This window comes from Streptomyces sp. MnatMP-M17 (assembly GCF_900091995.1).
In the GTDB taxonomy this organism is placed as follows: domain Bacteria; phylum Actinomycetota; class Actinomycetes; order Streptomycetales; family Streptomycetaceae; genus Streptomyces.
On the sequence record NZ_FMDK01000005.1, the window covers coordinates 1 to 11,835 of the forward strand.

Annotated in this window: 8 protein-coding genes; 4 read left to right on the forward strand and 4 right to left on the reverse strand. The window is 68.1% G+C overall.

Annotation, left to right across the window (positions count from 1 at the left end):
- Positions 1-65: 65 nt before the first annotated feature.
- From GA0115259_RS00175 to GA0115259_RS00190, 4 genes are all read right to left on the reverse strand, one after another.
- Positions 66-737 (reverse strand): FadR/GntR family transcriptional regulator, encoded by a 672-nt coding sequence (locus tag GA0115259_RS00175; RefSeq protein WP_066942448.1) that lies wholly within the window; start codon positions 735-737, stop codon positions 66-68.
- Between the two features lie 130 nt (positions 738-867).
- On the reverse strand, positions 868-2,478 hold the full coding sequence (locus GA0115259_RS00180) for a glycerol-3-phosphate dehydrogenase/oxidase (RefSeq protein WP_093588988.1): 1,611 nt from the start codon (positions 2,476-2,478) through the stop codon (positions 868-870).
- Between the two features lie 44 nt (positions 2,479-2,522).
- Positions 2,523-4,070, reverse strand: a complete 1,548-nt coding sequence (gene glpK, locus GA0115259_RS00185; RefSeq protein ID WP_093588990.1) for a glycerol kinase GlpK — start codon at positions 4,068-4,070, stop codon at positions 2,523-2,525.
- A 233-nt stretch (positions 4,071-4,303) separates the two neighbouring features.
- The gene (locus tag GA0115259_RS00190) at positions 4,304-5,068 is read right to left on the reverse strand and encodes an IclR family transcriptional regulator (protein WP_093588992.1); all 765 of its coding nucleotides are present in this window, start codon (positions 5,066-5,068) and stop codon (positions 4,304-4,306) included.
- A 200-nt stretch (positions 5,069-5,268) separates the two neighbouring features.
- On the opposite strand from GA0115259_RS00190, the gene metH reads away from it, so the two are divergent.
- The 4 genes from metH to GA0115259_RS42625 all read left to right on the forward strand — a co-directional run.
- Positions 5,269-8,778 carry a methionine synthase gene (metH, locus tag GA0115259_RS00195; protein WP_093588994.1) on the forward strand — a complete coding sequence of 1,170 codons (3,510 nt, stop codon included), beginning with the start codon at positions 5,269-5,271 and terminating at the stop codon, positions 8,776-8,778.
- Between the two features lie 166 nt (positions 8,779-8,944).
- The gene (locus GA0115259_RS00200; RefSeq protein ID WP_093588996.1) at positions 8,945-9,646 is read left to right on the forward strand and encodes an HAD family hydrolase; all 702 of its coding nucleotides are present in this window, start codon (positions 8,945-8,947) and stop codon (positions 9,644-9,646) included.
- A 504-nt stretch (positions 9,647-10,150) separates the two neighbouring features.
- Complete coding sequence (locus tag GA0115259_RS00205; RefSeq protein ID WP_093588998.1) at positions 10,151-11,761, forward strand: ABC transporter substrate-binding protein; 1,611 nt, start codon at positions 10,151-10,153, stop codon at positions 11,759-11,761.
- Positions 11,762-11,776: 15 nt separating this feature from the next.
- On the forward strand, positions 11,777-11,835 hold a 59-nt coding region (locus GA0115259_RS42625; RefSeq protein WP_141716402.1), incomplete at its 3' end, for a phage DNA packaging protein J.

Sequence of the window (11,835 nt, forward strand, 5' to 3'; positions counted from 1 at the left end):
CCCGCGGGCCCCTGAGATCTCAGGGGCCCGCGGGCCGAGGCGGCGAGCTCCGGAGAGCTTCAGTTTCAGAGAGTCGACCTCAGCCACATCTCGACGCTCGCGATATGCACGGTCGCCCAGGACCGGGCCGCTTCGGCGTCCCGGTCCCTGAGCGCCGCCAGGATCGCCCGGTGCTCGTGGAGCGTACGGCTGACGGCGTCCTCCTGGGTCAGCCCGCGCCAGATCCTGGCCCGGGTCGTGGGCCCGGAGAGCCCGTCCAGGAGCGAGCAGAGCACCGAGTTGCCCGACGACTGCACGATTCCGCGGTGGAACTCCAGATCGGCCGCGACGAGCTGCTCCACCGAGGGCCGCTCCCCGAGGGCATCCAACTGGCCGTCCAGCACGTCCAGTTCGGCCTCCGTTATGCGCGCGCTCGCCATCGCCGTGGCGGCCGGCTCCAGGATGCGGCGTACGGCGAGGAACTCCAGCACGGTGTCGTCCCGGTGGAAGTCCACCACGAAGCTGAGCGCCTCAAGGAGCAGCTGGGGATCGAGGCTGGTGACATACGTGCCGTCGCCCTGCCGTACATCGAGGATGCGGATGAGCGACAGCGCGCGTACCGCCTCGCGCAGCGAGTTGCGCGACAGCCCCAGATCCGCGGCGAGTTCGCTCTCCTTCGGGAGGCGGTCTCCCGGGCGCAGCGCACCGGAGACGATCATTCCCTTGATCTTCTCGATGGCCTCGTCGGTGACTGCCATGGCGACCTCCATACATCCGATGTATCGGTCCCCATTATGCGTCTCCGAAGCGCGATGAGAGGTGCTCCGGGACAAGGAGCGCTTCTCGGTTCGTACTTATGTCCTGTCGGTTCCGCTCGGACATCTGTGCTCAGTTGCGCTTGCCCAGCAGCTCCTCGACCGCGGAGCGGACGCGTTCCGTGTTCAGACCGCGGATCGTCAGTGTCGTACGGCGGCGCAGTACGTCGTCGGCCGTCTCGGCCCACTCGTGGTCGCGGGCGTAGACGACCTGGGCCCAGATCTCCGGTGCGTCCGGATGGATCCGCTCGCCCAGCTCCGGGTACTCGTTCGCCAGCCGCACGATGTCGAAGGCGAGCGAACCGTAGTGGGTGGCGAGATGGCGGGCGGTGTCCGGCGCCATGGACGGGCCCGTACCGCCGCCATCGATGAGCAGCCGGTGGGCCACCGCGTTCGGACTTGCGATGCCCGGCAGCGGCAGCTTCTTCGGCAGCGCCGAGACCGGCTCCATGCCCTGGCCGAGCGGATGCCCGGGCAGGGACTCCAGCTTGGCCAGGACCGTACGGCCGATATGGCGGAAGGTCGTCCACTTGCCGCCGGCCACCGACAGCATGCCGCCGCGGCCCTCGGTCACGACCGTCTCGCGCCTGGCCTTGGAGGTGTCACCGGGGCCGCCGGGCAGCACCCGCAGACCCGCGAAGGCGTAGGTGATCAGATCGCGGGAGAGCTGCTGGTCGCGGACCGAGAGCGCGGCCTCGTCCAGGATCTGGCGTACGTCCTTCTCGTTGACGCCGACCGCGCCGGGATCGCCCTCGTACTCCTCGTCCGTCGTACCGAGCAGTAGCATGTCCTCCCAAGGGAGGGCGAACGCGATCCGGTACTTGTCGATGGGCGTGGCGAGCGCGGCCTCCCAGGGCGCGGTGCGCCGCAGGACGAGATGCGCGCCCTTGGAGAGCCGGACGGAGGGCGCCGCGTGCGGGTCCTCCAGCCGGCGCAGATGGTCGACCCAGGGTCCGGTGGCGTTGAGGACCAGCCGCGCGTCGACACCGAACTCCGTACCGTCCATACGGTCCCGCAGCTCCGCGCCCGTCACCCGGCCCCGGGTAAAGCGCAGCCCGGTGACCTCCGCGTGGTTGAGGACGGTGGCTCCGGAGTCGACGGCGGCACGGACGGTCATCAGCGCCATCCGCGCGTCGTTCATCTGGTCGTCGCCGTAGACGGCCACGGCCCGGAGATTGTCCGTACGCAGCTCGGGCACCGCCTGGCGGGCCTTGACCGGGCTGATCAGATGGCCGACGCCGTCACCGAACGCGGAGAGCGCCGAGTACGCGAAGACACCGGCGCCGAGCTTGGCGGCGCCGTGCGGTCCGCCCTTGTAGACCGGCAGGTAGAAGGTGAGCGGGCGGGCGAGATGCGGTGCCACCTGCCGGGACACCGCGCGCCGCTCGAAGTGGTTCTCCGCCACCAGCTTCACCGCGCCGGTCTGGAGATAGCGCAGACCGCCGTGGAGCAGCTTGGAGGAGGCGGAGGAGGTGGCACCGGCGAAGTCGCCGCCGTCCACCAGGGCCACCCGCAGTCCCGACTGGGAGGCGTGCCAGGCGGTGGATATGCCGAGAATGCCGCCGCCTATCACCAGGAGGTCGTAGGACGCCCTGGACAGCGTGTCCCGGGTCTCCGCCCGGCTCGGCAGGGAACCGCCCGCCGGATGCGTCCCGAGCGCGGGGACGCTCTCCAGGATGCTCATTCGTCGCTCCACTCCTCTTGGGCCTTCGTGTCCTGGGCCGTCGCTCAGGCATCGTCGGGGTCGAGCCAGCCCATGGTGCGGTCGACGGCCTTGAGCCAGAGCCTGTACTCGCGCTCGCGCGTCTCCTGGTCCATCCGCGGTGTCCACTCGGCGGCCCGGCGCCAGTTGGCGCGCAGCGCGTCGGTGTCCGGCCAGAAACCCACCGCCAGACCGGCGGCGTAGGCGGCGCCGAGACAGGTGGTCTCGGCGACCATCGGCCGCACCACCGGCGCGTCCAGGACATCGGCGAGCGTCTGCATCAGCAGATTGTTGGCGGTCATACCGCCGTCGACCTTCAGCGCGGCCAGCTCCACACCGGAGTCCTTCGTCATGGCATCGCTGATCTCCCGGGTCTGCCAGGCCGTGGCCTCCAGCACCGCGCGGGCGATATGCGCCTTGGTGACATAGCCGGTCAGACCGGCGATCACGCCGCGCGCGTCCGCGCGCCAGTGCGGTGCGAACAGACCGGAGAAGGCGGGTACGAAGTACGCGCCGCCGTTGTCGTCGACCGAGGACGCCAGCGTCTCGATCTCGGCCGCGGATTTGATCAGCCCCATCTGGTCGCGCATCCACTGCACCAGCGAGCCGGTGACGGCGATGGCGCCCTCCAGCGCGTACACCGCGGGCTCGTCGCCGACGCGGTAGCCGACGGTCGTCAGCAGACCGCTGTAGGAGTTCACGGGCTTGCCGCCGGTGTTCATGAGCATGAAGGTGCCGGTGCCGTAGGTCGACTTGGCCTCTCCCTCGGCGAAACAGGTCTGGCCGAAGAGCGCCGCCTGCTGGTCACCGAGCGCGGAGGCGACCGGGACGCCGTCCAGCACACCGCCCTTGGCCGTGCCGTACACCTCGGACGAGGAGCGGATCTTCGGCAGGACCGAGGCCGGCACACCCATCGAGGAGAGGATCTTGGGATCCCATTCCAGGGTGCGCAGATTCATCAGCATCGTGCGGGAGGCGTTGGTGACGTCCGTGACATGCGCGCCGCCGTGGATTCCGCCGGTCAGATTCCAGATGACCCAGGAGTCCATGGTCCCGAAGTGGATCTCGCCGCGCTCCGCCCGCTCGCGCAGTCCCTCGACATTGTCCAGCAGCCAGCGTGCCTTCGGGCCGGCGAAATAGCTGGAGAGCGGCAGTCCTGTCTCACGGCGGAACCGGTCCTGGCCGACATTGCGGCCCAGCTCACGGCAGAGCGCGTCGGTACGGGTGTCCTGCCAGACGATGGCGTTGTGCACGGGCAGGCCGGTGTTCCGGTCCCAGAGCACGGTGGTCTCGCGCTGGTTGGTGATACCGATCGCCCTGACATCGGCGGAGGTGATGCCCGCCTTCTCGATCGCGCGCGCCACGACCTCCTGGACATTGGTCCAGATCTCGGTCGCGTCGTGCTCCACCCAGCCCGGCTTCGGGAAGATCTGCTCGTGCTCCTTCTGGTCGACGGCGACGATACGGCCGTCCCGGTCGAAGACGATGCAGCGGCTCGATGTGGTGCCCTGGTCGATGGCCGCGATGAACGGTCCGGTGCCGCGGGCGGATCCGGTGGTGGTTGCGTCGCTCACGGTGTCTGCTCCTGCTCGATGGCGCTCGATAGGCGCGTGGTATCCGCCGCGGTCCGGTGCGCCGTCCCGTGTGGCGCTGTCACACCCTAACGCTTTCTCCCGTCAGGCATTCGGCAATGCCGACCGATGGACGGCTGACTTCTGATAGGCGCTCCTTCCTGAGGCGCCGCGTTTTCTTCGGCCGTCCTTGACCTTCCCGGACCTCGTTCCTTACCGATGATCCGCCATCCGGTTCAGAACCGCCCGGCGCCGATCTCCCTGGACACCGCGCGTGCGCAGTCACGGACCGCCGCGACCAGCTCCGACCGCACATCGCCCGTGGGGCAGATACGTTCCACCGCGCCGGTGACCGCGATCGCCCCGACCGGCATCCGCCGCCGGTCATGGACGGGAGCCGCCACCGCGGCCACGCCCTCCCAGGTCTCCTCGACGTCCGCGGCCCAGCCGCGCTCCCTGGTCAGCTCCAGCACGGCCTCGAACTCCGCCGCGGCGGTGATCGTCCGCGCGGTCAGCGCCGGACGCTCGTTCTCGACCGCCTGGCCGCGCGCCACCGGGTCGTACGCCGAGAGCACCTTGCCCAGCGCCGTGGAGTGCAGCGGCTGCATGGCACCCACCTCCAGCACCTGCCGGCTGTCGTCCGGGCGGAAGACATGGTGGACGATCAGCACGCCCTGCTGGTGCACGACGCCGAGATGGACGCTCTCACCGCTGGACCTGGCCAGATCGTCCGTCCAGACCAGGGCGCGGGCCCTCAGCTCATGGATGTCCAGATAGCTGTTCCCGAGCCGCAGCAGCTCGGCCCCGAGCTGGTAGCGCCCGGACGCCGCGTCCTGTTCGACGAAGCCCTCCGCCTGGAGCGTGCGCAGGATGCCATGGGCCGTGCCCTTGGCGAGACCGACCGCCGAGGCGATGTCGGACAGACCGAGCCGGCGCTCACCGCCCGCGAGCAGCCGCAGCATCGCCGCCGCCCGCTCCAGTGACTGGATGCTCTTCGCCATCGGATCCGGACCTCCATCGACTGTCGACCATGCCGAACACTATCGGGCACTGCCGATTGTCCGGATCTTTCCCCGCACAGGATGCCGTCGGCCCGGCGAGATCCACACCGCGGAGCGGCCCGCCCGGCTACGCTGGCCGGGTGCGCCTTCCAATCAGAGGGCGCAAAGCCGACAGCCGTCGCATCCCAGGGAGTACTTTCATGGCCTCGTCGCCGACCCCCTCCACCGACAGCCGGACCCGTATCGAAGCCCTCCGTGAGGCATTGGCCACCCGTGTGGTGGTCGCCGACGGTGCGATGGGCACGATGCTCCAGGCACAGGATCCGACGATGGAGGACTTCCAGAATCTGGAAGGCTGCAACGAGATCCTGAATGTGACACGGCCCGACATCGTCCGGTCCGTCCACCAGGAGTACTTCGCGGTCGGTGTGGACTGCGTGGAGACGAACACCTTCGGTACGAACTACGCGGCGCTCGCGGAGTACGACATCGCCGAGCGGGTCTTCGAGCTGGCCGAGTCCGGCGCGCGGATCGCCCGAGAGGTCGCCGACGAGTTCACCGTGTCCACCGGGCAGCAGCGCTGGGTGCTGGGCTCCATGGGCCCCGGGACGAAGCTGCCGACGCTGGGACACGTCCCGTATCTCACCCTGCGCGACGCCTACCAGCAGAACGCGGAAGGCATGATCGCGGGCGGCGCCGACGCGCTGCTGGTGGAGACCACGCAGGACCTGCTCCAGACGAAGGCCGCCGTCCTCGGCGCCCGCCGCGCGCTGGCGGCCACCGGCACGAACCTGCCGATCATCTGCTCGGTCACGGTCGAGACGACCGGCACCATGCTGCTCGGCTCGGAGATCGGCGCGGCGCTGACCGCGCTGGAGCCGCTGGGCATCGACATGATCGGTCTGAACTGCGCCACGGGCCCGGCCGAGATGAGCGAGCATCTGCGCTATCTGGCCCGGCACTCCCGTATCCCGCTCTCCTGCATGCCCAACGCCGGTCTTCCCGTCCTCGGCAAGGACGGCGCGCACTATCCGCTGTCGGCCGGTGAACTGGCGGACGCGCAGGAGACGTTCGTGCGCGAGTACGGGCTGTCGCTGGTGGGCGGCTGCTGCGGTACGACACCGGAGCATCTGCGCCAGGTCGTCGAGCGCGTACGCGGCAAGGCTCTGACGGAGCGTGAGCCGCGTCCGGAGCCGGGCGCCGCGTCCCTCTACCAGACCGTGCCGTTCCGGCAGGACACCTCGTATCTCGCCATCGGCGAGCGGACGAACGCCAACGGCTCGAAGAAGTTCCGCGAGGCCATGCTGGACGGCCGCTGGGACGACTGTGTGGAGATGGCCCGCGACCAGATCCGCGAGGGCGCCCATCTGCTGGACCTGTGCGTGGACTATGTCGGCCGGGACGGTGTCGCCGACATGGCCGAGCTGGCGGGCCGGTTCGCCACCGCCTCCACCCTGCCGATCGTGCTGGACTCGACCGAGCTGAATGTGATCGAGGCGGGGCTGGAGAAGCTCGGTGGCCGCGCGGTGATCAACTCGGTGAACTACGAGGACGGCGACGGGCCGGAGTCGCGGTTCGCGAAGGTGACCGCGCTGGCCGTCGAGCACGGTGCGGCGCTGATCGCGCTGACCATCGACGAGGAGGGCCAGGCCCGTACCGTCGAGCACAAGGTCGCCATCGCCGAACGGCTGATCACCGATCTGACCGCCAACTGGGGTGTCCATGAGTCGGACATCCTCATCGACTGCCTCACCTTCACCATCTGCACCGGGCAGGAGGAGTCCCGGCGCGACGGCATCGCCACCATCGAGGCGATCCGTGAGCTCAAGCGCCTCCATCCGGACGTCCAGACCACACTGGGTCTGTCGAACATCTCCTTCGGTCTCAACCCGGCCGCCCGTGTCGTCCTCAACTCGGTCTTCCTGGACGAGTGTGTGAAGGCGGGCCTGGACTCGGCGATCGTGCACGCCTCGAAGATCCTGCCGATCGCGCGGCTGGACGAGGAGCAGGTCAAGGTCGCGCACGATCTGATCTACGACCGGCGCAGCGAGGGCTACGACCCGCTCCAGAAGCTGATGGAGCTCTTCGAGGGCGTCAACACGAAGTCGATGAAGGACGGCAGGGCCGAGGAACTGCTCGCGCTGCCGCTGGAGGAGCGGCTGCGGCGCCGGATCATCGACGGCGAGAAGAACGGTCTGGACAGGGACCTCGCCGAGGCGTTGGAGAGCCGGCCGGCCCTGGACATCGTCAACGACACGCTGCTGGAGGGCATGAAGGTCGTCGGTGAGCTGTTCGGCTCCGGCCAGATGCAGCTTCCGTTCGTGCTCCAGTCCGCCGAGGTGATGAAGACCGCGGTGGCGTATCTGGAGCCGCACATGGAGAAGACCGATGACGAGGGCAAGGGCACGATCGTGCTGGCCACCGTCCGTGGTGACGTTCATGACATCGGCAAGAACCTGGTCGACATCATCCTCTCCAACAACGGCTACAACGTGGTGAATCTGGGCATCAAGCAGCCCGTCTCCGCGATCCTGGAGGCCGCCGAGGAGCACAGGGCGGATGTGATCGGCATGTCCGGTCTGCTGGTGAAGTCGACCGTGATCATGAAGGAGAATCTGGAGGAGCTGAACCAGCGCAAGATGGCGGCCGACTATCCCGTCATCCTCGGCGGCGCGGCGTTGACCCGGGCCTATGTCGAGCAGGACCTCCACGAGATCTACCAGGGCGAAGTCCGCTACGCCCGGGACGCGTTCGAGGGCCTGCGGCTGATGGACGCGCTGATCGCGGTCAAGCGCGGAGTGCCCGGCGCCACGCTTCCCGAGCTGAAGCAGCGCCGGGTGAAGGCCACCGCCAACGCCGTGGTGGAGGAGCGTCCCGAACAGGGCACGGTCCGCTCCGATGTCGCCGTCGACAATCCCGTTCCCGCGCCGCCGTTCTGGGGCACCCGGGTCGTCAAGGGCATCCAGCTCAAGGAGTACGCGTCCTGGCTGGACGAGGGCGCCCTCTTCAAGGGCCAGTGGGGGCTGAAGGAGGCCCGTAAGGGCGGCCCGAGCTACGAGGAGCTGGTCGAGAGCGAGGGCCGGCCGCATCTGCGCGGCTGGCTGGACCAGATGCACACGCAGAACCTGCTGGAGGCCGCCGTCGTCTACGGCTACTTCCCGTGCGTCTCCAAGGGCGACGACCTGATCGTGCTCAACGACGACGGCTCCGAGCGCACGCGCTTCACCTTCCCGCGCCAGCGGCGCGGCCGGCGCCTGTGCCTCGCGGACTTCTTCCGCCCGGAGGAGTCCGGCGAGCGGGATGTGGTCGGCTTCCAGGTCGTCACTGTCGGCTCGAAGATCGGTGAGCGGACCGCCGAGCTGTTCGAGTCCAACTCCTATCGCGACTACCTCGAACTGCACGGTCTCTCCGTCCAGCTCGCCGAGGCGCTCGCCGAGTACTGGCACGCCCGGGTCCGCTCCGAACTGGGCTTCGCCGGTGAGGATCCGGCCGAGGTCGAGGACATGTTCGCGCTGAAGTACCGAGGCGCGCGCTTCTCGCTGGGCTACGGCGCCTGCCCCGATCTGGAGGACAGGGCCAAGATCGCCGAGCTGCTGGAGCCCGAGCGGATCGGTGTCCAGCTCTCGGAGGAGTTCCAGCTCCATCCCGAGCAGTCCACCGACGCCATCGTGATCCACCACCCCGAGGCGAAGTACTTCAACGCACGCTGACAACGCACGCTGACAAGGTCCGCGCTCCGCCCGCCGGAATCCGATCGGCGCGGAGCGCGGACGAGTCGTACACTGGTCGGTCCAGTGCAGGCCGGTCGCCTGTCCCGGTGGGGTAACCCTGCGGGAAAGGTGACCGGCCTTCTCGTCCCCCATGGAGGTGTGCCGGATGACCAGTACGGTCCCCGCGTCCTTGACCCGTACGGCCGAAGGCTCGGCCCTTCAGGCCGTTCTTCTCGACATGGACGGAACCCTGGTCGACACCGAGGGATTCTGGTGGGACGCCGAGGTGGAGGTCTTCAAGGCCCTCGGACACGTCCTCGACGAGACCTGGCGCGATGTGGTGGTGGGCGGGCCCATGACCCGCAGCGCGACCTTCCTCATCGAGGCCACCGGCGCCGCCATCACCCTCGCCGAGCTGACCGTGCTGCTCAACGACACCTTCGAGGACCGTATCGGGCGCGGTGTACCGCTCATGCCGGGCGCCACCCGGCTGCTCACGGAGCTGGCCGCGCACGAGGTGCCCACCGCCCTGGTCTCCGCCTCGCACCGGCGCATCATCGACCGGGTCCTGGCCTCGCTCGGGCCCGAGTACTTCGCGCTCACCGTCGCGGGCGACGAGGTGCCGCGTACGAAACCGCACCCGGACCCGTATCTGCTTGCCGCCCGGGGCCTGGGCGCCGATCCCTCTCGGTGTGCCGTCATCGAGGACACCGCTACCGGTGTCGCCGCCGCCGAGGCCGCGGGCTGCCGGGTGGTCGCCGTACCGTCCGTCTCGCCGATCGCACCGGCCGACGGACGGATCGTCGTCCGCTCGCTCGAAGAGGTCGATCTGGTATTTCTGCGCGGGATGATGACGCAAGGACACTGATCCGCGCACAGAGCGTCGCACCGGAATACGGACGGAAACTCTCGGCATTGGGCCGGGCATTTTCCGTTACCGTCGGGCGAGGCAATCCATGACCCGCTAAACGGCATGTGGAGTGAGCTTTATCACCTGCGCCCTCATCGACAGGCGCGGGCCGGACTGATCCATGGCCGTCGCGGCGGGGTCCTGGTGCGCCCTTGTGTCCTGATTGATGGAGACGTGTACGAAACATTCCGGAGCCGATATATCCACACGCCGCTATTGCCGATCACTGTGTGATTACGTTTCAGATCAGGCCCGTTCCGGCATTCCCGGTGCCTCCGACTAATCTCGTCGCGAGCACTTCGCCGCATCAACGACGTGTCCCGACGACCCACCAAGTCGCCATGTACACAGGACCGATCGCCCTGTATCCCGGCCCGATCGCACTGCCCCGAACGGGTGGGCGCGGCGGAGTCTCCGTTAGCACCGCTGTATCTCAGTGCCGGATGAGGGAGTACGTCCAGGATGAACCGCAAGACTTTGGCGCTGTCGGCCGTGATCGGCCTGCTTGCGCCCGTGCTCGCCGGTTGCGGCGGCTCGGACGGTGGGTCCGACGGCGGTGAAGCCATTGTCGTGGGCACCACGGACCAGTACATCGCCACGGAGGAAGGTCCCGCTCCGCTGGACCCGGCCTTCGCGTACGACACCGGTTCCTGGAACGTGCTCCGCCAGACCATCCAGACGCTGATGCACGTACCGCGCGGTGGCGGAGCGCCGGTGCCCGAGGCCGCCTCCGAGTGCGGATTCACCGACCGGGAGAACGAGAGCTACCGCTGCAAGCTGCGCGAGGGCCTGAAGTTCGCCGGCGGCGATCCCATCACCGTCGAGGATGTGAAGTACTCCATCAAGCGCGTCCTGGACATCAAGGACCCCAGCGGTATCTCCGGTCTGCTGGCCAATATCGACACGATGGAGACCAACGGCGACAGCGAGATCGTCTTCCATCTCAAGGCGCCCGACGCGACGTTCCCGTACAAGCTGACCACTCCGCCGGCGGGCATCGTCAGCCAGAAGCTGTACGAGCCGAACAAGCTCCGTAACGGCTTCGAGGTGAACGGCTCGGGTCCGTACACCTTCAAGGCCGAGGTCAAGGGTGACACCGTCGTCAAGGCGGTCTTCGCCAAGAACCCGGACTACAAGGGCGATCTCAGCCTCCAGAACAGCAAGGTCGAGCTGCGGCCCTTCAAGGACGCCGACAGCATGGGCAAGGCGCTCGACGACGGCGACATCGATGTGATGACCCGCGCGATGACGCCCGAGCAGGTCCAGTCAATGATCGAGAACCCCAAGGAGACCATCCAGCTCACCGAGATGCCGGGGCTGGAGATCCGCTACCTCGCCTTCAACACCGATGCTCCGAGCGCCAAGGAGAAGGCGGTACGCCAGGCCATGGCGTACACCATCGACCGCGGCCAGCTCGTCACCAAGGTGTACGGGGCCATGGCCGAACCGCTGTACTCGCCGATCCCGTCGAGCGTCGCGACGCACACCAACTCGTTCTTCAACAAGTACGGTGACGCGAATGTGACCAAGGCCGCCCAGTTGCTGGAGGACGCCGGCATCACCACTCCGGTGAAGCTGACGCTGAACTACACCACCGACCACTACGGCGAGGTCACCGTCAAGGAGTTCGAGAACCTCCGGGACCAGCTCAACGGCAGCAAGCTCTTCGACGTCTCGATCAAGGGCGAGGAGTGGAAGACCTTCCGGCCCAACCAGACCAAGAGGGCGTACGCGATCTACGGCATGGGCTGGTTCCCGGATTTCCCGGACCCGGACACCTACATCGGGCCGTTCTTCGACAAGGACAACTTCCTCAACAGCCCGTACAACAACAGCATGCTGCGCAACCAGCTCATCCCGCAGTCGCGCCGCGAGGCCGACCGCAGCTCCGCCTCGAAGACGTTCGCCAAGATCCAGGACATCGTCGCCGACGATGTGCCGGTGCTGCCGCTGTGGCAGGGCAAGCAGTATGTGGCCGCCCGCGATGACATCGCGCGGGTGGAGTGGGCGGTCAACTCGTCCGCGGAGCTGCAGCTGTGGGAGCTGCGCAGGGGCACGAGTACGGGCTCCTGACCGCGCGGTGAAGACTTGAGGCCGGCCGGGGCGCGCCCCGGCCGGCCTCAGCCGTATGTGTGTCCCTGCCTCTT

What these genes read in the sequence shown, in the direction of transcription:
- GA0115259_RS00175 (WP_066942448.1), bottom strand. Translation starts at nt 737, where the DNA reads ATGGCAGTCACCGACGAGGCCATCGAGAAGATCAAGGGAATGATCGTC.
- GA0115259_RS00200 (WP_093588996.1), top strand. Translation starts at nt 8,945, where the DNA reads ATGACCAGTACGGTCCCCGCGTCCTTGACCCGTACGGCCGAAGGCTCG.
- GA0115259_RS00190 (WP_093588992.1), bottom strand. Translation starts at nt 5,068, where the DNA reads ATGGCGAAGAGCATCCAGTCACTGGAGCGGGCGGCGGCGATGCTGCGG.
- GA0115259_RS00205 (WP_093588998.1), top strand. Translation starts at nt 10,151, where the DNA reads ATGAACCGCAAGACTTTGGCGCTGTCGGCCGTGATCGGCCTGCTTGCG.
- metH (WP_093588994.1), top strand. Translation starts at nt 5,269, where the DNA reads ATGGCCTCGTCGCCGACCCCCTCCACCGACAGCCGGACCCGTATCGAA.
- GA0115259_RS00180 (WP_093588988.1), bottom strand. Translation starts at nt 2,478, where the DNA reads ATGAGCATCCTGGAGAGCGTCCCCGCGCTCGGGACGCATCCGGCGGGC.